Origin of the sequence: Microbacterium sp. MPKO10 (genome assembly GCF_026107415.2) — a bacterium.
Classification (GTDB): domain Bacteria; phylum Actinomycetota; class Actinomycetes; order Actinomycetales; family Microbacteriaceae; genus Paramicrobacterium.
On sequence record NZ_JAPCHX010000002.1, the window covers coordinates 279,279 to 300,161 of the forward strand.

A 20,883-nucleotide genomic window follows, 5' to 3' on the forward strand; every position below is an offset into this window, starting at 1 on the left:
ACGCTCCTCGGAAGTTCCGAATGAACGAACACAAGCGTTGCCCTCGAGGGAGGCGGCAGTAGCCTCATCGAAGGGCGTGCCTTCGCAGGAACGAGTAGAACCTCGATCGAGCGATGCGCCTCCAGAGAAGGGGCAGCGCACTTATCGAGCTACGCAGCCCGACGCTCAGTGAGCTGCAGCATCCGCTTCAGCGCGTCGTAGACGAGCTCCCAGTCGTTAATCGCTTGAGCGTAACCGGATCTGAGCACGGGTAGCCCGAAGAGCATCGATGTGAGCACTTTCTCGGTGTCGCGCTGCCGCTGCTTTGCAGGCGTGTGGAATCGATCGCCATCGAGCTCTAGGCCGACTCGGCCGTCGACGAGGATGTCGAGTTTGCCAAACCCGGGGACCGGAACCTGAACATCGACGGTGTGCCCCAATCGAATGAGGCGCACCCTGATGCGGCTTTCGAGCCCCGAGTCGGCGCGGCTGTCGACCAACGCCACGCAGTCACGGCGGGTCGACGGGAGTCTCGCCGCGATGTCGCCCCATTCGTCGGCCGTCAGTACCCCCGTGTGCACGGCGGAGTCAACGCAAGCAACCGCGTGCTCGAGGTTCTGGCAGAGGACGGCCTGACGGACCGCGTCGCCGGGGCTCACGATCCAGTCGAGTTCGCTCTTCGCTGCCGGCTGCGCTGCCCAATGAAAGCGAACCGGGCGTTGAAGACGCGGTCGAATTTCTGAGAGTTGCGCTGCTCGAGGATGCATAACAGCGTCGTCTCTGACGCCTTCTTCCTGGAAGACTCGGCTGCCTCGTCCCCGGCGTGGCATTGACACATGCGGAGACCGGTCATCTGCCGACCATAGGCCCCACCGCGCAAGCGCCGAGATGCAGCCGAGTCGACCGCCCGAACGAACAGCCAAGATCTGTTCGGCATCGGCTCTCGGGGTGCAAATCCACCCGCGCATGACGCGGGAGACGGTCCCGTCACTCACGCTTTCGGCGATATCGCGCCGCGATGCGCCCTGCGCGATCAGGGTCGAGGTCTTGGCAATCTCCCCTTGGTCATGCAGCAGTCTTGCAACCTCCATGAGGCAAGTCTTGTCGACGCGACTGACGTGTGGGGAATGGCCGTGTCAGCTGGGGATACTCCCTGGTTGTCGTGGGGTTGTGGACGGGCATTCTTGACCCGCGGGGTTGCAGACGAGCATCCGTCCTGTCTGCATTCATGGGCAGTTCCGGGCTCTTGTCAAGCATGCTCGAGTGAAGAGCGCGTCCCGCACGTGGCCGGGCGGAGGCGACGGTAAAGCCGCGTCGTGGCCTGACCATTGCGCATCGGGTTCGTGGTCTCAAAGTGGTGCCTCGAGACACCCCATGACGGCGCAATTCTTCCTCTGCGCGAAAAACGGCGAAGCGTAGAATTTTTGCATGACGCACTACATGATCTCGTTTCCCCGCAGGGCGATGGACGTTCCAGACGCGGAGTTCCAGCAGGTCGTCGATGAGTCTCACGCCGTCATCGAGGAGGCACAGAGGGCAGGGGTCTACGTGTTCGGCGGCGGCATCGACGACAGCGTGAGCACCGTGCTGGTCAACCCGGACGGCACAGTTGCCCCGGGTACGTATCCGGAGACGAAGCATCTCGATGGTGGGTTCACGATCATCGATGTGTCGACGCGTGAAGAAGCGCTCGAATGGGCGACGAAGATCGCTGCCTCGTGCCGATGTGCTCAAGAAGTGCGTGCGTTCCACTACGATCCGCTCTCCTGAGCGTTGCGATACGACGGCGTGTTCGAATGCGCAACGGACTACGCGCATCGGGGCGTTGCGCGGCTTTCGGCAGAAGAACTCGAGAGGGTCGAGACCAGGCGCGGGCTTCGCGTCGAATCCCCGATCAATCCGCAGCGGTGGTCAGGGGGTCGCTACGGTGTTCAGCCATTCGGAACTTTCATCATGTCTTCGGCATGTCACGCGTCGACACGCCGCACACAATGCGAAAGTTCCGAACGATTGAACGGACAGTGCCGGACAGCCACTCCGATCGAAGATCGACGGGCGTGCTGACCGCGTCGCCCCGCCGACGTGCGGCACAATGGAGGTCATGGACAACCGCACGGGAGAACACGCGTCGGAGCGCGTCGTCGCCCGCATGCATCGGCATGGCCGCATCCTGATTCTTCCCGTCATCATTCTGATCGGCGTGACAGGCGCCGTCTCATACTTCTTCGGTTCGTTCCGTGAGCAGTGGATCAACCTCGTGATCCTCTTTGGCGGGATTCTCGCGATCATCCTGTTCGTGCTGCTGCCCTATTTCGTCTGGCTCAATCGGCGCTACACGATCACAACGCGGCGGGTCATCGCGCGACAGGGCTTCTTCGTTCGTACCCGCAGTGAGCTGCTGCATTCGCGCGGCTACACGGTGACCATCAAGCGCGGCCCTTTGCAGGCAATGTCTCGTTCGGGTGACATCGTGCTCACCTCTGGCGTCGACAAGCCCGTGGTGCTCAAGGACGTACCGGGCGCCAACCAGGTGCAGAACGTGCTGCACGACCTCATCGAGCGTGCGCAGGGCCAGCTCGGATACGGCGGCTACGCGGCAGGTTCGGTGCTGCGTGACGAGACGACAGTGCTCTGAGCCGCGCATGACGCAGCGCGAGAGACCGGATGCTGTGAGCCGCGCTTGACCCAGTGCCAGACACGGGATGCTGCGGTCGGGGCAGCGTCTGGCCTCAGACCCGGGCCTACGCGGCAGGCTCCGTGTTGCGCGACGAGACAACGGTGCTCTGAGCCGCGCTTGATGCAGCGCGAGACACCGGATGCTGTGAGGCGCCCGATTCCGAAACCGGATGCTGCGTCGCAGCGCGCGCCGGCGAGAACACCCACCAGCGGTACAGCGCGAACCGGAAGAGGGCGCCGAGCGCAAGCCCGATCACATTTGAGGAGATATTGTCGGCGAGCACGCTCGTGAAGCCAAGAACGTAGTGCGAAACCCACAGACTGCCGACGCCGAAGCCCATACCGGCGATGCTGACGGCGAAGAACTCGCTTGCCTCGCGGATCGTGTTGCGTTGACGGCTGTCGGCGAATGTCCAGAACCTGTTGCCCACCCAGTTCGTGAGGATCGCGAGCGTTGTCGATACCAGCTTCGCGATGAGCGGACCCGACTCGATCTCCTCCGGCGCAAGCATCGTGAGGCGCAGGGCGTTGAAGACGACGAGGTCGACGGCGAGGCCCGCCGCGCCCACGAGACCGAAACGGATCATCTGCATGCCGAGGTGCCGAAGCCGGGCGGCACGGTGGTTCGACATGCATCCGTCCTTCATGCGAGAAGATAGAGGGGTTCGCAGTTTAGCGACACTGGTTCTTGAACAACTGAGAATCCAGACAACATGAACCACGACAGGAGCGACGCATGCCGGTAGTTGGCGTGATTGGCGCGGGACAGCTGGCCCGCATGATGATTCCGCCCGCCATCAACCTCGGGCTTGAGATTCGCGTGCTGGCCGAGCAGGAGAACATGGCGGCGTCACTCGCTGCGACGCAGGTGGGTGACTATCGCGACGTCGACACCGTGCTCGAGTTCGCGGCGGGCGTCGACGTCATCACCTTCGACCACGAGCATGTTCCGCAGCCGGTGCTGCGCGCCCTCGTCGATGCCGGGCACGCTGTGCACCCGGGCCCTGACGCGCTGCAGTATGCGCAGGACAAGATTGCGATGCGCGAGAAGCTCACGGCACTCGGCGTGCCGGTTCCGGACTGGGCGTCCGTTGCGACTGAGGGCGAGTTGCAGAAGTTCATCGACGACCACGGTGGCCGTGCTGTCGTCAAGACGCCGCGTGGCGGGTACGACGGCAAGGGCGTGCGTGTCGTGTCGGCTGCGCACGAAGCGGGCGACTGGTTCACCGCGTTGGCCGAAGACGGCCGCGGGGGAGAGCTTCTCGTCGAGGAGCTCGTTGACTTCCGCCGCGAGCTGGCGCAGCTCACGGCGCGCCGCCCGTCAGGGCCGCTCGCGGTGTGGCCCGTCGTCGAGACTGTGCAGAAGAACGGCGTGTGTGCCGAGGTCTTCGCCCCGGCGCCGCAGTCAGCGGGACGCGTGGCTGAGGTTGCCGCGCAGATCGCCGTCGACATCGCCGAAGGGCTTGAGGTGACGGGTGTGTTCGCCGTCGAACTGTTCGAGACGACCGACGATCGTCTTCTCGTCAACGAGCTCGCAATGCGCCCGCACAACTCCGGGCACTGGACGCAGGACGGCTCCACGACGAGCCAGTTTGAGCAGCACCTGCGCGCCGTCCTCGATCTTCCGCTCGGAGCGACGGGGCTTCGTGATGACGTTGCCGTCATGATCAACATTCTTGGCGGACCTGCCGAGGGCAGCGTCGCCGACCGGTATCCGCGTGCGCTGGCGAAGCATCCGACGGTCAAGGTGCACAACTACGCCAAAGAGCCGCGGCCCGGCCGCAAGATCGGTCACGTCAACGCCGTGGGCGACAATCTCGACGACGTCGTGTTCGAGGCGCGCGAGGCGGCATCCCACTTCGAGTAAAGACCCGGATGCTGTCGTGCGCCGCCGGTGAGGGGAGAGCGCCGACGGGCGGCGGAAAGCGTCACCGGATAGATGCCCATGGTCACCCGTTGGCCGTCGGTCGGCGTCGATCGGTACTGGCCCGCTACGGCGTGCCGCCCGTGACCTGTTGCATCGAGTGCCGCTTGATACTCGATAACAGTCGGCCGCCGTCTTTCGTAGGTCATTGAACGCCGCGTTCGTGGGCCGTGGAATGCTGCGCTCGTGGGCTGCATAACAGGTGCACAATGCGCTGTTCGGACGGATGTCAGTAAATGTTGCACGCGTAGGCTTTACGTCAGCGAATGCTGCGTTCGTGGGCCGTGGATTGCCGCGCTCGTAGGCGGTAAGTCAGTGAATGCTGCCGCCGTAGTTTGAGTGTCAGTGAATGCTGCCCGCGCAGGTCCTACGTCGGTGAATGCTGCGCTCGTCAGGCGGCAGCGTGCCGGGCGCGCTCTTGCTCGCGCGGCGCAAGCGCGATCGCGAAGAGCGTCGTGACGGGCATTGCCAGAATCAGCCCCGCGGTGCCCACCAGCGTCCGCACGATCTCCTGACTCACGCGCTCGGTCGTCAGCAGGTCGAGGAGGTTCTGCGGGTACGTGTAGACGAGCAGGAGCATCATCATCGCCGACCCCGCATAGGCGAACACGAGCGTGTAAATGCTCGAGGCTACGTGGTCGCGCCCGATGCGCATGGCGGCCGTGAAGATCTGCCGGCTCGGGGCATGCGGGCTCAGCTCGCGCATCTCCCACACCGCCGACACCTGCGTGATCGTGATGTCATTGAGCACACCGAGCCCGGCGATCACGATCGTTCCGGAGACAATCGCCGACATGTTGACATCCGGGACGCTGGAAAACAGCATCCAGCCCTCTTCGCTTCCGGTGCCCGTCAGGTGTGCCCAGTCTGTGGTGATCACACCCGCGAGTGCGGTGAACACGATGCCGAACAGAGCGCCGAATAACGCTGCCGTCGTGCGTATCGAGACGCCGTGGGCCAGGTAGAGCACGATGAGCATGATCGCTGTCGCCCCGACGATGGCCACGATGATCGGCGGCTTCCCCGTGAGCATCGCCGGAAAGACGAAGATGGCGAGCACCCCGATCGCGATCGCAACGCCGACAAGTGCACGGATGCCGCGCCACTGGCCGACGAGTGCGACGACGATGATGAGGGCAATGCCGATGACGATCAGCTGGGTTGTGCGCTGGTACTCGTAGAACGCGTAGCTGATGGGCTCGTTCTCGGTCTGCTCGAGGCGCACAAGTCGCACGTTGTCGCCCGGCTCCATCTCGGTGCTCGCGTACGTTGACGGGTCGATCTCGAAGGTGGCGCGCGTGCCGTCGTCGAGGCGTGAGACGACGCGTGCGCAGGGTCCTTCGATGCCGGACATCGCGGAGGGCTCGCCGACGTCTCCCTGGCACTCGAACGCGTTCACCATCGACACGGATGCGTTGACGATGCTGACGCCCTCGCCCTCGTACGGGCCCTTCTGCTGTTTGATGCCGTCGGACTGCGGCCACAGGGCGATCACACCGACCGTGATGGCGGCGGCGAGGGCGAGCACGACGATCGTGAGGATCCGAGCCAGGCGTGGTCGCGGAGCATCCGGAGTGGCAGCGCCGTGTGAGTGACCCATTCAGTGAAACTTACCAGCAGACGGTGAACCGGATGCTGTGGGGCGCCGGGTGAAGCGAAGCGGATGCTGTGGGGCACGGCGCACTCCGGGATCAGAGGCAGTTTCTGCATTCAGGTGAGCATCATGCGACCGCATGCGCGGGGCCTTGCAAGGTGCGGGGCTGCGGACAAGGTGTGCTGGTGTGCGCGTCGATGTTGTCCGGGAGTACCGATGTTGTGCGGGGCACCGGGTGAGGCGAAGCGGATGCTGTGGGGGACGCGCCGCAGCGTCCGCTGGCCTCAGATCCAGCCCTGCTGCCAGGCGAGCTCCGCGGCCTCACGGCGCGAATCGACACCGAGCTTTGTCATAGCAGACGACAGGTAGTTGCGCACGGTTCCCTGTGCGAGATTCAGACGTTCCGCGATCTGTTGCACGCTGAGCGTAGACCGTGACAGCCGCACGGCGTCGAGCTCGCGGTCCGTGAGCGGGCAGCGTTCCGCGGCCAGGGCCGCTGCGGCGATCTCAGAGTCGATGTAGCGTTTGCCATCCGCGACGTCTCGAATCACATCGGCGATCTGCTCGGCCGGCGTCGACTTTGGCACGAACCCCGAAATGCGCGCGGCCAGCGCTCGCCGCAGCACCCCGGGGCGAGCATGGCGCGTGACGAGAACGACCTTTGTCGGTACTGTGCGGATGATGCGCTCCGCCGCTTCGAGCCCGTCGGCCTGCGGCATCTCCAGGTCGAGCAGGCACACGTCGGGCTGCGTCTGGGCGGCGCTCTCGACCGCAGCGACGCCATTGTCGACGCTCGCGACCACCTCGAGGTCGGGCTCCAGCGAGAGCAGGGCGACGAGCGCCGTGCGGATCATGCGCTCGTCGTCGGCGATCAGAAGCCGGATGCTGCGCTCGGCAACGGCGGAATCAGTCATGGATCTCCTCCCTGCTGCGTCGGTGGTGCCCGGGTTCTGGAATCGTGGCGACGAGCTCGAAGCGGCTGTCGCCGATGTGCGTCTCGAGAGCGCCGCCCAACTCGGCGAGGCGATGACGCAGACCCGCGAGCCCCGTGCCCGTGGCGTCGTCAGTGGGGGTTGCGCCGTCGTTGACGACGCTCAGGCGGCAGCATCCGCTTTCGACTGAGACGGTGATCGTCACGTTGGAGGCCATGCTGTGACGGATGATGTTCGTCGTCGCCTCGCGCACGGCGAACGCCAGAGCACGCCGAACGGCGGCGTCCCACGGCAGCGCGACCACGCGCAGCTCGCACGCAGCGCCGGAAGCCGTGAGCACCTCGCGAGCGTTCTCGAGTTCGTCGTCGAGCGCGACGTCGCGGTAGCCGGCCACGAGCGAGCGCGTCTCTTGCAGCGCCTCAGACGCGATCTGCCGCGTCTCGCGCAGCTGTTCACCCGCTGCGGCAGGGTCGCGCTCCAGCATCCTCTCGGCCAGCTCGGCCTTGAGAGCGATCACCTGCAGATGATGCCCCTGGATGTCATGCAGATCGGCGGCGAATCGAAGGCGCTCTTTGGCGATCGCGAGCTCGGCGGCCGAGCGACGGTGTCTATCGAGCTCGATCACGATGTTCCACCACCAGAGACTGGTCAGCACGACGATCGGCATGAAGGCGGCAAGAAAGTAGATTCCGGCGTTGTCGGCGCTCGCGTCGGCGATGAGCGAACTCTCGGACCGCGTCTGGGCGAACAGGATGCTGGCGGTCACGACGATCAGGCTGACGACCATCACGATCATGCGCGTCGGTACCGGAACGAGACACGCGATGAACATGCCCGCCAGCCAAACGGGGATGGGGGAGAACTGCCACATGTCTGTCGAGAAGAGCCCGAGCCCCAGAGGCACAACGGCTGTCGCGAACAGTGCGACTGTCCACGCGGGGCGGGGGAGGCCGCCGCCCAGCCCGACACGTAGAAACCAGCAGTAGCGCACCTGCACGGCGAGCGCCGCGAGCAGAAACACGATGATCAGCGTGTCGATCAAATTGTGCGAGCGCGAGAGGGCAGAGAGGCCGCGGATGAGGAGCGTTCCGTAGAGCACAGCAATGAAGAACACGATCGAGCCGAGCGTGTACGTCCAGGTGGTCTGTACCCCGTTTTCCGCCGTGCGAGGCGTCGTCGATGCGTGAGTGTTCGACATCAGGATCGAGCTCTGCGGCGGTGGGTGAACGACATGGCTCCGAGTGTAGATCAGTGACAAATGTCACGGATGCTGGTGCGCGAGCGCACATGGATCGGTGACGCCGCGGCACTGACCGTGCCCGTCGGTGGGCGGAAGAATTGCAGTGCGTTGCGAGACAGGCTCTGTCGTCGTACATCGACAGCACCTGCCTGGCGGACGTCATCCGCCACGCCACCGCCATTGACCAGATCGACTCTGAAAGGCCCTTCCATGATTGACACACTGCAAACCTTCGCCGCCTCCCTTCCGGAGGCTCTGACCTGGGTTGGGGTCTTCCTGGTTGCGGCGATACCGATGGTGGAGTCATATTTCGGCTCGGTCATCGGTGTGCTGATCGGGCTGCACCCGGCCGTCGCGATCGGCATGGCCGTTCTCGGCAACATCCTGTCGATGCTGATTGTCGTGCTGAGCGCTCATGCCGTCCGGCGGAAGGTGACAGCGCGGGCCGAGCCGAGGGAGGAGTCCGCGCGGCGTCGCAAGCTGCGTGAGCGCTTCGACCGCTACGGTGTTGCGGGTGTCAGCCTGGCAGGCCAGGCCCTGCTCCCCAGTCAGATCACATCGGCGGCGATGGTCTCGTTCGGGGCGTCGAAGAATGCTGTGGTCTTCTGGCAGATCATCTCGATCATCCTGTGGGGCGTGGCATTCGGCGTGTTGGCCACGCTGGGCGTCAGCTTCCTGTGATCAGCCGGCGAGGTCGCCGAGGGCGACGCTCTCGTCCGTGAGGCGTGCGGCGTCGACCTCGCGGCCGATCACGGCGCGCAGGTCGTCGTTGACATCCCAGATGTTCACGTTCATCGCCGCAGTGACACGGCCGGCGTTCGTCCAGAACGCGATGAACTCACCAGTGCTCAGGTCACCGCGCACGTGCACGTCGTCGTCAGAGCTGCCGTGCCCGACATACTCCATGCCGAAGTCGAACTGGTCGGTGAAGAAGTACGGCTGCCAGTCGTAGGCCGCGCCCGTTCCCATGATGGTCGATGCCGCAAGCTCGCCCTGGCGCATCGCGTTATCCCAGTGCTCGACGCGCAGCGGACCGCCGACCGCCGTGTTCTGGGCGCGGGCGATGTCGCCCACGGCGAGCACAGCCGGGTTTGCCGTGCGCAGGTGCTCGTCGACGACGACCCCGTTGTCGACAGCAAGACCAGCGGATGCTGCCAGCTCCATGTTCGGCGCGGCACCCACCCCGATCACCACGGCGTCGGCGTCGAAGTGCCCAGCCGAGCTGTCGACGCCCGTCACCCGTCCGTTCTCTCCGATGATCGCGGTGACACCGACATTGGTGCGCAGGTCGACGCCGTTCTCGGTGTGCAGGTCGTACATGTAGGCGGCGAGCGTGTTGCCGAGCACCTGCTGCAGCGGCAGCGGCGCATACTCGAGGACGGTCACGTCGGTGCCTGCCAGGCGCGCAGCGGCGGCCACTTCGAGGCCGATCCAGCCGGCACCGATGATCACGATCTTCTTCCCCACGCCGAAGTGCGCCTTGATCGCTGCCGTGTCGGGCATGCGGCGCAGCGTGTGCACGCCAGCGAGGTCGGCGCCGTCGAGGGGGAGAGTTCGCGGCGTCGACCCCGTGGCCAGAACAACGTACTCGTAGCCGATGACATCGCTGTTCTCGAGCGTCACGGTGGAGTTGGCGACGTTCAGCGCCACCGCCGCGGTGCCGAAGCGCGTGGTCACGGAGTTCTTCGCGTACCAGTCGGCGTCATGCACATAGAGGGTCGACGCATCGTCCTTTCCGAGCAGGACTTCTTTCGATAGGCCCGGGCGCTCGTAGGGGCGTTCCGGCTCGTCTCCGATCAGCGTGATCGGCTCGGTGTAGCCGCTGGCGCGCAGCTTCTCTGCGACCTTCGCTCCGGCGAGGCCGGCTCCGACGATGACGGTTCCCTGTGTACTCATGACTGCTCCTCTGTGCGTGTTGGTCTGTCTTCGCTCCGGCGGCGCTCAGCGCGCGGATGCGAGAAATTCTGCCCGCGCGGCCGGGTCGCGAAGCTCTCCTGTGACGGTCACGGTGCGCGTGCGCGCCGACTCTGCCCGTACGCCTCGCAGCGACATGCACGCGTGCTCGGCCTCGATGACGACGCCCACCCCGCGTGGCTCCAACGTGGAGTTGAGCCTGTCGGCGATCTGGCGGGTCAGTGACTCCTGCGTCTGCGGCCGGTGGGCGAACGCCTCGACCGTGCGCGCGAGCTTCGAAAGCCCCACGAGATGTGCGCCGGGCAGATAGCCGACGTGTGCGACGCCGGTGAACGGCAAGAAGTGGTGTTCGCACAGCGACTGCACGGGGATCGACGACACCAGCACGAGCTCGCTGTAGCCCTCGTCATTGTCGAACGTCGTCATCTCGAACGGGTCGCTCGACAACATCTCGAGATACGCCTTCGCCATCCGTTCCGCACTCGTGCGCCGCGCCGGCGTATCAAGATCAACGCCGAGAGCTTCGAGAAACCCGCGCGCGTGTTCGGCTGCACGCTCGACGTCGGGCAGGGTCTGCTCCACGGTGCGAGCAAGAGGACTGGTCAAGGTCATGGCGCATCTGCTTTCTAACGGATATCATTGTCTACGTTAGAACCGACGGGCAAGACCGTCAAGGGCGACAGCAACGTGACGAGCGGAAATGATGGCACAGAACGAACAGCTGGCGGGCAGCATCGCGGGAGTGAGCGCGCTCGCCGATGACACGAGGCGCTCCCTGTATCTGTATGTGTGCGCCCAGCCGCATCCGGTTTCTCGTGATCAAGCGGCACGGGCCGCGCAGGTGCCCATGCACACGGCGAAGTTTCATCTCGACAAACTCGAGTCCGCGGGGCTTCTGCGTTCCTCCTACGCGCGCACGACCGGCAGATCGGGTCCGGGTGCCGGTCGCAGCGCCAAACTCTACGAGCGGTCAGACGTCGAGCTCGACGTGTCGTTGCCCGAGCGCGACTATGTGCTGGCGGGGGAGCTCATGGCGCAGGCCATCGCCCGGTCGGCGCGAGAGGGAGATGATATCGCCTCTGCGCTCACGGCTGTGGCCCGCGAGCGGGGAGCACGTCTTGCGGCGAACCAGGCCAGCCAGGGGGCGGATGCTGTCGCGGCATTCGCTATCGCAGAGACGACGCTGCGCGGGCTGGGGTATGAGCCGCGCGTTGAGGATGAACGCCTCGTCATGGCGAACTGCCCGTTCCATCAGCTGGCGGGTGCGCACACCGAGCTGGTCTGCGGTATGAATTACGACATGCTGAGCGCCTACACCGAGACGGTGGCGCCCGGGGTGCTGCGCGCCGATCTCGATCCGGCGCCCGGACGCTGTTGCGTCACGCTCTGCGCTCGCCGGTAAGGTCCCTCCCGCATCTCCCCGTCACAGGTTGATCGGTTCGGCGATGCACGTGAAAGGGGGTATCGAAACTCGTCGTCGAGCGTGAACCCGCTGTCGCGATGGTCGCCGTAGAGTGGCGTTCATGACTGTGGAACCACTCGCTCTGCCCACCTCACCCGCCGCCTGGGACACCTTCATCCGTGAGGGTGCCGAATCCGCGCTCGCCGCAGCCTGCGACGTCGGAGCTCAGTTGAAAGACGGCACGCTCCGCACCGCGAACGAGGTGCTCGAGCTGTGGAACGACGCCGAGGCACAGCTGGCGACAGCATCCGGTTTCACCTCGCTCTTCGCCGAGGTGCATCCCGAGCCGAGCATCCGCGAACTGTCTGAGCAGAAAACGCAGGAGATCACCGCCTTTCTCACAGAGCGCGGGCACGATCGCGCCCTGTACGAGGTTTTCGCGGCGCTCGACCCCTCCGAGCTCGACGCCGAGGCCGCGCGCCTGCTCGAGCACGTGCTGCGCGACTTTCGCCGCAGCGGTGTTGACCGTGACGACGCAACGCGCGCCCGGCTCACCGAGATCAGTGAGCGCTCGACGCTTGTCGGGCAAGAGTTCTCACGCAACATCCGTGACGACGTGCGCACGCTGCGGCTGCGCCCCGAACAGCTCGACGGGTTGCCGCAGGACTACATTGACGCGCGCCCGGCCGACGCGGATGGACTCGTCGCCATCACGACCGACTACCCGGACACCGTGCCGTTCCTGACGTTCGCGAACGATCGCGAGGCACGCCACGCCGTCTCGCGCCAATTCAACAACCGTGCCTGGCCCGCCAACGACGAGCTTCTGCACGAGCTGCTCGATCTGCGCGCCGAGCAGGCCCGGCTGCTCGGGTACGATTCGTGGCCCGACTTCGACGCCGAGGTGAAGATGATCGGCACGGGAGACGCCATCGGCACCTTCATCGATCGCATCACCCAGTTGGCCGACGCGGGTGGTCGCGCCGAACGGGAGACGCTCCTGCGCCGCGCGCAGCAGGATGCCCCGGGCATCACCGAGATCACGTCGGGGGACTGGGCGCACTATGCCGAGCTCGTGCGGCGCGAGCAGTACGACGTGGATGCTCAGCAGGTGCGTCGCTACTTCGACTTTGAGAATGTGCGCGCCGGTCTGCTCGAGGTGACGGGGCGTCTGTTCGGTATCAGCTACCGTGAGCGCGATGATGTGCCGCGCTGGGCTGACGACGTGACCTGCTACGACGTGCTCCGCGACGGCGAGCGCATCGGCCGCATCTACCTCGACCTGCACCCGCGCGAAGGCAAGTACAAGCACGCGGCGCAGTTTGACCTTGCCACCGGTGTGCACGGACGCCAGCTTCCGGAAGGCACGCTCGTCTGCAACTTCCCGCGCGGCCTGATGGAGCACGATCAGGTGGTCACGCTCTTTCACGAGTTCGGCCACCTCGTGCACCACATTCTGGGCGGGGACCAGCGGTGGGCGCGCTTCTCGGGGGTCGCCACCGAATGGGACTTCGTCGAGGCACCGTCGCAGATGCTCGAAGAATGGGCGTGGGATGCTGACATCCTGCGCACGTTCGCTGTCGATGCGGACGGCGAGTCGATTCCCGCGGATCTGGTCGCGCGCATGCGCACGGCCGAAGACTTCGGGCGTGCCTTCCGTGTGCGCACCCAGATGCACTATGCCGCGGTGTCCTACCGTCTGCATCTGGAGCGCCCGGACGATCACGACGCGGCGGTGGCAGAGCTCGCGCGCCAGTATTCGCTCATCACACCGCTGCCCGACACGCACTTCCAAGCCGCGTTCGGGCACCTCGAAGGCTACGGCTCCGGCTACTACACCTACATGTGGAGCCTCGTGATCGCGAAAGACCTGCTCTCAGCGTTTGACCCCGCCGATCTCTTCAACGTCGACGTGGCCTCGCGCTACCGCGACACGATCCTCGCGCGCGGTGGGTCGCGGGATGCCGCGGACTTGGTCGCCGACTTCTTGGGAAGGCCGTACTCGTTCGACGCGTTCGGGCGGTGGCTCAGTGGGGACGCCTGAGCACAGGCCACATTGCGCGGCGCCCGTGTGACGGTCATCCGCACGGCTGAATGACGACAGCATCCGGTCATTCTGGATGATGACAAACGGGATTTCGTCAGCGACGTTCGGCTACGGTGAACATCATGCTGATCGCCGCTTCTGACTCCGCGCTCTCGGGCGTTGCCGCCTGGGCCGTGTCACTCATGGAGACCCTCGGAGGAGTCGGAGCCGGCATTGCCATCGCGCTCGAAAACCTGTTTCCGCCGCTGCCGAGCGAGATCATCCTGCCGCTGGCCGGCTTCACCGCGAGCCAAGGCAACATGTCCCTTGCCGAGGCGATCATCTGGACGACGCTCGGCTCGGTCGTGGGCGCTTTCGCGCTCTACGGGCTCGGCGCCTGGCTCGGCCGTGAACGGCTGATCAAAATCGCCGACTGGATGCCGCTGGTCAAAGTGTCCGAGGTCGAAAGCGCCGAGAAATGGTTCGCCAAACACGGCAAGAAGGCGATCTTCTTCGGGCGCATGCTGCCGATCTTTCGCAGCCTGATCTCGATTCCCGCCGGAATCGAGCGCATGGGGCTGGGTGTTTTCGGAGTGCTCACCCTGGCGGGCAGCCTCATCTGGAACACCGTGTTCATTCTTGCTGGCTTCTACCTCGGCGAGAACTGGCACATTGTCGAGCAGTACGCCGACATCCTGAAATACGTGGTCATCGCGGGCGTCGTCGTCGCGCTTGCCGTGTGGATCATCTACCGCGTGCGGTCGGCGCGGAAGGCCCGCGGTCGCGCAGATTCATCGGCACCGGAGTCGGATTCCACGGCGGGTGGCACAGACGAGGCGTAGACGAACAAATCACCTGGTTGTGGCTCCCGAACAAACCGGTAATCTGCCGCCGGCACCTCGCAATACAGGCGGATAAGCGTGCCGTAGCCGCGAATTTCCAGCCAGCGCCCGTAGCATTATGCGCATGCCACACCACGATTCCGAACGCCCTCTAGTCGGCGTCGTCATGGGAAGCGATTCCGACTGGCGCGTCATGAGCGATGCGAGCCAGGTGCTGAGCGACTTCGCGATTGATCACGAGGTCGAAGTCGTCAGCGCGCACCGCACCCCCGAGAAGATGATCGCCTACGGCAAGGATGCTGCTGCGCGCGGCCTCAAGGTCATCATCGCCGGTGCGGGGGGCGCCGCTCACCTGCCCGGCATGCTCGCCGCGGTGACGACGCTCCCGGTCGTGGGAGTTCCCGTGCCCCTGGCAAAACTCGACGGGCTCGATTCGCTGCTCTCGATCGTGCAGATGCCCGCGGGCGTCCCCGTCGCCACTGTGTCGATCGGCGGTGCCAAGAACGCCGGTCTGATTGCCGCGAAGATTCTCGCCACGGCAGATTCAGCCCTGCAGTCACGACTTGAAACGTACGCCGCCGACCTCGCCGCCCAGGTCGAGGTCAAGAACGAGAATCTCAAAAACTCTCTATGAGCTCACTGGTCGCAAATCCGATCAGATATCCGGATACCGCGTCGTCACCCCTGATGACGCGGCGCGCGTGGTGGCTGCTCGTCGTGGGTTTTCTCATCCCCGGCTCGGCGCAGGTTCTCGCCGGAAACCGTAAGCTGGGGCGCTTCGGACTCGGAGCGACGCTGGGAATGTGGGCGGCAGCGATCATCGCCGTGCTGCTGTTCGCGTTTCTGCGTACGCCGTTCATCACCCTGGCCACGCAGGGCTGGTTCCTCCTGCTCGTGCAGGCTGTGCTCATCGCGTATGCGCTGCTCTGGCTCATCCTCACGCTCAACACGTTCCGGCTTCTCAAGATCATCAAAGCGCGGCCGGGTGCACGCTTCTGGATCGCCGCGGCGACGGTGATCCTCCTCGTGCTCTCGGTGGGCAGCGCCAGCGGTGCGGCCTATTACGCGGGAATCGCTCGCGGTGCGCTCGGCTCGATCTTCGGCAACTCGGCACCGGTCGCGCCCGTCGATGGCCGCTACAACATTCTGCTTCTCGGCGGTGACGCCGGTGAGGATCGCGAGGGTCTGCGACCCGACAGCATCTCCGTCGTCAGCATCGACGCGAACACGGGAGCGGCGACGATCATTGGCCTGCCGCGCGATATGCTCCGCGTTCCGTTCTCCGAAGGCCCGTTCCACGACGCGTACCCGGACGGTTATCAGCACTGCGACGTAGGCGTCTGCAAGCTCAACTCGGTCTATACAGAGGCTCAGCTGCGGCATCCTGACTGGTACCCGGATGCTGAAGCGCAGGGCAGTTCTCCGGGCATCGAAGCCACGCGCGATGCGGCTGAGGGCATCACCGGCCTCACCGTGCAGTTCTATGTGCTGATCGACATGGCCGGATTCTCACAGCTGATCGATGCGCTGGGCGGCGTCGAGATCGACGTGAAGGAGCGCCTGCCCATCGGGGGAGACGAGAACCTCAACAACGTCGACGAGTGGATCGAACCGGGCAAGCAGAAGCTCGACGGCTACCACGCCGAGTGGTATGCGCGCTCGCGGCACTCGACGAGCGACTGGGATCGCATGCGCCGTCAGCACGAACTGCAGGAGGCGATTCTGCGGCAGTTCACTCCGGGCAACGTGCTCTCGAAGTTCCAGGCGATCGCCGATGCCGGCAGCCAGGTCGTGAAGACCGATGTGCCGCAGTCGATGCTGGGGTATTTCAGCGACCTGGCGCTCAAGACCCGCAAGCAGGAGATCACCAACCTGGAGCTCTCGCCGCCCACGGTGCCGGATCAGGACAACCCGAACTTCGAGCACATCAGGGGGCTCGTGGAGGACGCCGTTGCACCGCCCGAGACCTCGTCGAGCGATAGCAAGTAACGTCTACGTGTGAAGGTCAGGCGAATCGGGTTCCGCCCGGATATTCAGGCGCTGCGAGCAATCGCCGTGCTGCTTGTGGTGATCTACCACGCTGGAGTGCCGTGGCTTTCTGGCGGGTACATCGGAGTCGATGTCTTCTTCGTCATCTCGGGCTTCCTCATCACGGCACACCTGGCGTCTGAGCTCAGTACGCACGGCCGAATTCGATTCGCCACGTTCTACGCCCGCCGCATCCGCCGTATTCTGCCCACCTCGCTCGTCGTCGTCGCACTGAGCGTCGTCGCAGCTGCAATCTGGATCCCACCGCTGCTGCAGTCCCGATCGTTCAAAGAGTCGGTATTCACGGCCCTATACGTTCCGAACTTCTATTTCGCCGGTGAGAAGGTCGACTACTTATCCAATCCCAACCCGTCGATCTTCCAGCATTTCTGGTCGCTCGGCGTTGAGGAGCAGTTCTACCTGATCTGGCCCGCCGCGATCGCCCTGGTGTTCTTCCTCACGCGCAAGTCGACCTGGGGCCTCATCGCGACGCTTGGAACGGTGTTCGTCATCGGGCTCGTCGGATCAATCTGGCTCACGGAACGGTCACAGCCGCTCGCTTTCTTCATGATGCCGAGCCGGGCATGGGAGTTTGCCCTTGGTGGGCTGCTCGCGTTGCTGGTGACGGCAACGTCGTTCGCTCTCGCACCTGCCGTCAGGTGGCTCATCGGATGGGTCGGCGTCGTCTCGCTTGTCGTGTGTGGAGTCGTTTACGACGGCGCAACTATTTTCCCCGGCACCGCGGCGATCGTTCCCGTGGTTGGAACCGTGCTTGTGATTGCCGCAGGCTCGCGCGTTGATGACACCGAGAGCGTTCTGGACCGCACATCGGCTACCGGGCTGCTATCAAACCGACCGATGATCTTCATCGGCACAATCTCGTACTCTCTCTACCTTGTGCACTGGCCGCTGCTCACGATTCCTCAGATCGCGGTCGGAGACCAACGACCACTGTCACCTGTCGTCACGCTGGCCCTCGCCGCGGCAGGGATCCCCCTTGCTTGGCTGCTGTACCGCTACATTGAGACCCCTCTCCGCGTGTCTCGGGACAAGTCCTGGCCGACGATCGTGATCGCTGCGGGCGTTACGGTGTGCCTGGTGCTCGCGTGCGGCGTGACGTATCGGGGATCGCTTGACCGGCAGTTCCACACCGACAGGAATGTGGCCGTTTCCGCGCCATCAACGCGGGTCAAGGCAACGCAATTTGTGCCTGCCAACATGACCCCGACCGTGAAAGACGCCAGTGATGATAATCCTGACGTGTACTCCGAGGGATGCCATCTCAGCGACGGGGAATCAACGGTCGACGAGTGCCGAGTGGAAACGAATGCTGACGCGCCAACGGTCATGCTGTTCGGAGACTCGCATGCCGCCCAGTGGTATCCGGCCCTGCAGGCACTCGCTGAGCGCGGCGACATCACACTCGTATCGAATACGAAGAGCAACTGCGCTGCATATGATGTTCCGAGCTCAAACGAGTGCCGCACATGGCGAGCAAACGTGGTCCGGGCGATCGGCGACGAGCAACCGGAACTGACGATCATCGCCGGCTATGTTGGCGCAACCGGAACGCAGCTTCCTCCCGACACGTGGGGGCGAGACGTGGGTAAAGGAATTGAATCGCTTACATCAGCGACGAACGTTGCTGTCATGATTGACAATCCTCAGTTCGGCATGGATCCAGCGACGTGCCTTTCCGCCAATATCAATAACGCCACCGCGTGTGGAGCGCCGCCGAACCAAGCGCTGTTCGCCGACCATGGCGAGGCTATGCGGCAGGCTGCTCAAGCGCACGACGCAACCGTCCTCGACATGACCGACTACCTATGCAGCGACGACTTGTGCCCCGTCGTGATCGGAGATCGTCTCGTCTATCGTGATGCCCACCACATCTCTGCCACATATTCTCGGGCCCTCGCCGATGCGGTCTGGACGCAGATTGAGCCAGCGCTGGGAGCATGATTATAACTGGCTAATCAGCAGAACACGCGCCCGTCGCTACGGGCGAGGTCAGGGACTCGGCCTGCGCGAGCACGGGGGAGAGCTCGGCCATTGAAAGTGCGAAGCCCACGTCGGGCTGGCTCACTGCCTTCGCGAAGATCATTCCGACGACGGCGCCGTCCGCATCGAGGAGCGGGCCGCCCGAATTTCCGTGGTCGACGTCGGCAGCGATCGTCGTGACCGAGCGTGTCGCGCCCGGCTGGCCATAAATGTCGTTGACGCTCATCTCACCCGTCGTGACGACAGCAGCGCTGCGCGAGGCAAAAGGGCCGCCAAACGGGTACCCCTGAAAGAACACCGTCGCGCCGTCGTCGGGCGTCGCGCTGAAGGGCAGCGGCCCCGCACTGAGCCCGTCGACTGCGAGTACCGCGATATCGGCCTCGGCGTCGAAATAGACGACGGATGCTGCGCGCGGCAGTTCGCTGCGCGGCTCGACGACGACGGTGCTGGACCCCGCGACGACGTGAGCGTTGGTCATGACCAGGTCATCGCCGATGACGAACCCGCTCCCTGAACTGCGTGTGCCGCATGAGGGAGCGTTCGCGGTGATCCGAGTGACGGATTCGGACGCGACCTGCAGCGCGGGTGACTGGGTGTCGGCGACGGGAATTTCGACGTCGTCCGGCACCCCGGCGGCATCGAGAACCGAGGGGATGCCGTCGGAGATCACGATCCCGCGAAACTGCGAGATCGCACCGAGCACCGGTGCAGGAGTCGCGTTCTGCAGCGACTTCATCAGAGTCGATGACGCCATCGCCTGTGTGAGAGCGGGGATGCCCAGTGCACTTGTGCTCATGCCGAGCATCAGTGCAACCAGAAGCGTGACGATGCCGCTCACGGCAGCGCCGAGAAGCCGATCGACGGCTCCGAGCTTCAGCTTGCGCACCGGGCCTGCGACGAGCCGCCCGATCCACGAGCCGAGGCTGATGCCGAGACCGACGATGATCACCCCACTCGCGAGGGCCGCGGCGACGTTCCATCCCGCCGCAGGCACGGCGCCTGAGACGACAGGCATGACGAGGAGGGCAATCACGCCACCGACGATCAGCCCGGCGATCGCGCCGATCGTGTGCAGCATTCCGCGCTGCCACCCACCGACGAGCGCGACAAGAAGGGCGACGACCAGAACGACATCGACCACAATGCCAGTGACCACGGGCATCCCCTCACTCAGAGATCAGCGTGCAGAGCCCAGATGGACTCTGCGGCAGACGACCAGCTGAACGAGTGCCCGCGGTCCTGCGAAAGAATAGTGAGCCGCTCGCGCAGCTCGGCATCCTCGACGACACGGCTGACGGCTTCGGCCAGTCGCTCCGGGTGACCGGGACCATCGGCTTCGACGACGAGCCCGCTTCCCCCCGCCGTTTCCAGAAGTGCGCTGTCGTCCGAGTGGATGACCGGGGCCCCGAACGTGAAGGCCTCGACGAGCGGAAGACCGAATCCTTCCCCCACGCTGGGGAAGACGAACGCTGTCGCGCGGGACAAGACCAGAGCGAGGTCGGCATCCGAAAGCTGGCCCAACCCGGCAACGCGCCCTTCAGGCACACCGGCTTCGTCAGCGACGGTTTCGATTGTGAGTTCGCCCCAGCTTTCGGGCCCGATAATCAGCAACGGGATGTCGGGTGCTGACGGTAGCGCCATCGCTGAGATCAGATCGACGATCCCGTGCCGCGGATCAAGGGACCCCTTCGCGATGATGTATTGCGGTGGTAGCCCTAACTCGAGGGCACGCTGCTCAGGAACGACAGGAAGGCGCAGCGAGCTTGGGGCGGCTCCGGCGACCACGCGCACGCGGTCACCGAAGTCAGCGATGTCGTTGAGGCGTTCGGCGACGGCGTGTGTGGGAACGACGATGGCGTCGGCGTGCTTGCGCGCACGTTTTAAGAGCGCCTTTTGTAACGCGATCGTTGTCGGTGTGAATGACTTCGGATGGGTCCAGGGAAGTGTGTCGTGCACGGTGACGGTGGTCTGCGAACCCGCATCGGGGTCGTGTTTAACCAAGGGGGCGAGCAGCGTGGGGGAGTGCACGAGGCCCGTGGCCCACGAGGCGGCTCCGACTCCCATCTGCCAGGCGGCGCTTAATTCGCGACGGCGCAGTGTGGTGGGGGTCAGGCGCGCGAGCCCGCCGAGACGGGTCGTGACCGCCGCGACATCCTCATCGTCGTGAGCTGCCATGACGCCTTCCACATCGCAACCAGAGGGAGCATGTCGGATGAGAGCGCGGGTCAGGTCGCGAGTGTACGAACCCAGGTCCCCCCGTACAGGGGGCACCATATCGTCCACCACTACGCGCATTGTGACCATGCAAGCCCCCTCCGTGTGCCG

The 20,883-nt window shown here is 64.7% G+C and carries 18 protein-coding genes and 1 pseudogene; 10 read left to right on the forward strand and 9 right to left on the reverse strand.

All coding sequences use genetic code 11. The features are described from left to right. Nucleotides 1-149: 149 nt before the first annotated feature. Nucleotides 150-1,070 carry a hypothetical protein gene (locus OK352_RS05935; RefSeq protein WP_265140529.1) on the reverse strand — a complete coding sequence of 307 codons (921 nt, stop codon included), beginning with the start codon at nucleotides 1,068-1,070 and terminating at the stop codon, nucleotides 150-152. A 337-nt stretch (nucleotides 1,071-1,407) separates the two neighbouring features. Between OK352_RS05935 and OK352_RS05940 the strand changes: the two genes are divergently transcribed. Both OK352_RS05940 and OK352_RS05945 read left to right on the forward strand, forming a co-directional pair. Further along, nucleotides 1,408-1,749, forward strand: a complete 342-nt coding sequence (locus tag OK352_RS05940; RefSeq protein WP_265140530.1) for a YciI family protein — start codon at nucleotides 1,408-1,410, stop codon at nucleotides 1,747-1,749. A 331-nt stretch (nucleotides 1,750-2,080) separates the two neighbouring features. Beyond that, nucleotides 2,081-2,614 carry a PH domain-containing protein gene (locus OK352_RS05945; protein ID WP_265140531.1) on the forward strand — a complete coding sequence of 178 codons (534 nt, stop codon included), beginning with the start codon at nucleotides 2,081-2,083 and terminating at the stop codon, nucleotides 2,612-2,614. A gap of 106 nt (nucleotides 2,615-2,720) precedes the next feature. On the opposite strand, the gene OK352_RS05950 is transcribed toward OK352_RS05945, so the two are convergent. After that, nucleotides 2,721-3,287, reverse strand: coding sequence for a GtrA family protein (locus OK352_RS05950; RefSeq protein ID WP_265140532.1), 567 nt, complete (start codon nucleotides 3,285-3,287; stop codon nucleotides 2,721-2,723). Between the two features lie 95 nt (nucleotides 3,288-3,382). On the opposite strand from OK352_RS05950, the pseudogene OK352_RS05955 reads away from it, so the two are divergent. Continuing rightward, nucleotides 3,383-4,522: pseudogene (locus OK352_RS05955) on the forward strand (5-(carboxyamino)imidazole ribonucleotide synthase); the annotation flags it as partial. 448 nt (nucleotides 4,523-4,970) lie between these two features. Here the strand turns inward: OK352_RS05955 and OK352_RS05960 are convergent. The 3 genes from OK352_RS05960 to OK352_RS05970 form a co-directional block, all read right to left on the reverse strand. Further along, entirely contained in the window at nucleotides 4,971-6,179 is a 1,209-nt protein-coding gene (locus tag OK352_RS05960; protein ID WP_265140533.1) for a YibE/F family protein, read from the reverse strand. A gap of 278 nt (nucleotides 6,180-6,457) precedes the next feature. Then, entirely contained in the window at nucleotides 6,458-7,087 is a 630-nt protein-coding gene (locus tag OK352_RS05965) for a response regulator transcription factor (protein ID WP_265140534.1), read from the reverse strand. After that, nucleotides 7,080-8,303 (reverse strand): sensor histidine kinase, encoded by a 1,224-nt coding sequence (locus OK352_RS05970; protein ID WP_265140535.1) that lies wholly within the window; start codon nucleotides 8,301-8,303, stop codon nucleotides 7,080-7,082. Before OK352_RS05970 ends, OK352_RS05965 begins: the two co-directional genes overlap by 8 nt. 252 nt (nucleotides 8,304-8,555) lie before the next feature. Between OK352_RS05970 and OK352_RS05975 the strand changes: the two genes are divergently transcribed. Continuing rightward, entirely contained in the window at nucleotides 8,556-9,026 is a 471-nt protein-coding gene (locus tag OK352_RS05975; protein WP_265140536.1) for a small multi-drug export protein, read from the forward strand. On the opposite strand, the gene OK352_RS05980 is transcribed toward OK352_RS05975, so the two are convergent. Together OK352_RS05980 and folE are read right to left on the reverse strand one after the other, a co-directional pair. After that, complete coding sequence (locus OK352_RS05980; RefSeq protein WP_265140537.1) at nucleotides 9,027-10,241, reverse strand: NAD(P)/FAD-dependent oxidoreductase; 1,215 nt, start codon at nucleotides 10,239-10,241, stop codon at nucleotides 9,027-9,029. 45 nt (nucleotides 10,242-10,286) lie between these two features. Next, nucleotides 10,287-10,871, reverse strand: coding sequence for a GTP cyclohydrolase I (folE, locus tag OK352_RS05985; protein ID WP_265140538.1), 585 nt, complete (start codon nucleotides 10,869-10,871; stop codon nucleotides 10,287-10,289). 88 nt (nucleotides 10,872-10,959) lie between these two features. Here folE and OK352_RS05990 point away from each other — a divergent pair, with 88 nt between their 5' ends. The 6 genes from OK352_RS05990 (at nucleotide 10,960) to OK352_RS06015 (ending at nucleotide 18,519) form a co-directional block, all read left to right on the forward strand. Then, nucleotides 10,960-11,661, forward strand: coding sequence for a helix-turn-helix transcriptional regulator (locus tag OK352_RS05990; RefSeq protein WP_265140539.1), 702 nt, complete (start codon nucleotides 10,960-10,962; stop codon nucleotides 11,659-11,661). A 121-nt stretch (nucleotides 11,662-11,782) separates the two neighbouring features. Next, a complete protein-coding gene (locus OK352_RS05995; RefSeq protein WP_265140540.1) occupies nucleotides 11,783-13,705 on the forward strand; it encodes a M3 family metallopeptidase in 1,923 nt (640 codons plus the stop codon). Between the two features lie 125 nt (nucleotides 13,706-13,830). Continuing rightward, entirely contained in the window at nucleotides 13,831-14,529 is a 699-nt protein-coding gene (locus OK352_RS06000) for a DedA family protein (protein ID WP_265140541.1), read from the forward strand. A 118-nt stretch (nucleotides 14,530-14,647) separates the two neighbouring features. Further along, nucleotides 14,648-15,163 (forward strand): 5-(carboxyamino)imidazole ribonucleotide mutase, encoded by a 516-nt coding sequence (gene purE / locus OK352_RS06005; protein WP_372338081.1) that lies wholly within the window; start codon nucleotides 14,648-14,650, stop codon nucleotides 15,161-15,163. Next, entirely contained in the window at nucleotides 15,160-16,518 is a 1,359-nt protein-coding gene (locus tag OK352_RS06010) for an LCP family protein (RefSeq protein ID WP_265140543.1), read from the forward strand. The genes purE and OK352_RS06010 overlap by 4 nt, the downstream gene beginning before the upstream one ends. Before the next feature lie 9 nt (nucleotides 16,519-16,527). Continuing rightward, nucleotides 16,528-18,519 (forward strand): acyltransferase family protein, encoded by a 1,992-nt coding sequence (locus OK352_RS06015; RefSeq protein ID WP_265140544.1) that lies wholly within the window; start codon nucleotides 16,528-16,530, stop codon nucleotides 18,517-18,519. Nucleotides 18,520-18,529: 10 nt separating this feature from the next. Here the strand turns inward: OK352_RS06015 and OK352_RS06020 are convergent, their stop codons facing one another. Beyond that, nucleotides 18,530-19,714, reverse strand: a complete 1,185-nt coding sequence (locus OK352_RS06020) for a MarP family serine protease (protein WP_265140545.1) — start codon at nucleotides 19,712-19,714, stop codon at nucleotides 18,530-18,532. A gap of 14 nt (nucleotides 19,715-19,728) precedes the next feature. Beyond that, complete coding sequence (locus tag OK352_RS06025; RefSeq protein WP_265140546.1) at nucleotides 19,729-20,862, reverse strand: glycosyltransferase family 4 protein; 1,134 nt, start codon at nucleotides 20,860-20,862, stop codon at nucleotides 19,729-19,731. Nucleotides 20,863-20,883: the final 21 nt, after the last annotated feature.

What these genes read in the sequence shown, in the direction of transcription:
- OK352_RS05960 (WP_265140533.1), bottom strand. Translation starts at nt 6,179, where the DNA reads ATGGGTCACTCACACGGCGCTGCCACTCCGGATGCTCCGCGACCACGC.
- OK352_RS05970 (WP_265140535.1), bottom strand. Translation starts at nt 8,303, where the DNA reads ATGTCGAACACTCACGCATCGACGACGCCTCGCACGGCGGAAAACGGG.
- OK352_RS05950 (WP_265140532.1), bottom strand. Translation starts at nt 3,287, where the DNA reads ATGTCGAACCACCGTGCCGCCCGGCTTCGGCACCTCGGCATGCAGATG.
- OK352_RS06025 (WP_265140546.1), bottom strand. Translation starts at nt 20,862, where the DNA reads ATGGTCACAATGCGCGTAGTGGTGGACGATATGGTGCCCCCTGTACGG.
- OK352_RS06000 (WP_265140541.1), top strand. Translation starts at nt 13,831, where the DNA reads ATGCTGATCGCCGCTTCTGACTCCGCGCTCTCGGGCGTTGCCGCCTGG.
- OK352_RS05990 (WP_265140539.1), top strand. Translation starts at nt 10,960, where the DNA reads ATGATGGCACAGAACGAACAGCTGGCGGGCAGCATCGCGGGAGTGAGC.
- OK352_RS05975 (WP_265140536.1), top strand. Translation starts at nt 8,556, where the DNA reads ATGATTGACACACTGCAAACCTTCGCCGCCTCCCTTCCGGAGGCTCTG.
- folE (WP_265140538.1), bottom strand. Translation starts at nt 10,871, where the DNA reads ATGACCTTGACCAGTCCTCTTGCTCGCACCGTGGAGCAGACCCTGCCC.
- OK352_RS05935 (WP_265140529.1), bottom strand. Translation starts at nt 1,070, where the DNA reads ATGGAGGTTGCAAGACTGCTGCATGACCAAGGGGAGATTGCCAAGACC.
- OK352_RS05980 (WP_265140537.1), bottom strand. Translation starts at nt 10,241, where the DNA reads ATGAGTACACAGGGAACCGTCATCGTCGGAGCCGGCCTCGCCGGAGCG.
- OK352_RS05940 (WP_265140530.1), top strand. Translation starts at nt 1,408, where the DNA reads ATGACGCACTACATGATCTCGTTTCCCCGCAGGGCGATGGACGTTCCA.
- OK352_RS05945 (WP_265140531.1), top strand. Translation starts at nt 2,081, where the DNA reads ATGGACAACCGCACGGGAGAACACGCGTCGGAGCGCGTCGTCGCCCGC.
- purE (WP_372338081.1), top strand. Translation starts at nt 14,648, where the DNA reads ATGCGCATGCCACACCACGATTCCGAACGCCCTCTAGTCGGCGTCGTC.
- OK352_RS05965 (WP_265140534.1), bottom strand. Translation starts at nt 7,087, where the DNA reads ATGACTGATTCCGCCGTTGCCGAGCGCAGCATCCGGCTTCTGATCGCC.
- OK352_RS06010 (WP_265140543.1), top strand. Translation starts at nt 15,160, where the DNA reads ATGAGCTCACTGGTCGCAAATCCGATCAGATATCCGGATACCGCGTCG.
- OK352_RS05995 (WP_265140540.1), top strand. Translation starts at nt 11,783, where the DNA reads ATGACTGTGGAACCACTCGCTCTGCCCACCTCACCCGCCGCCTGGGAC.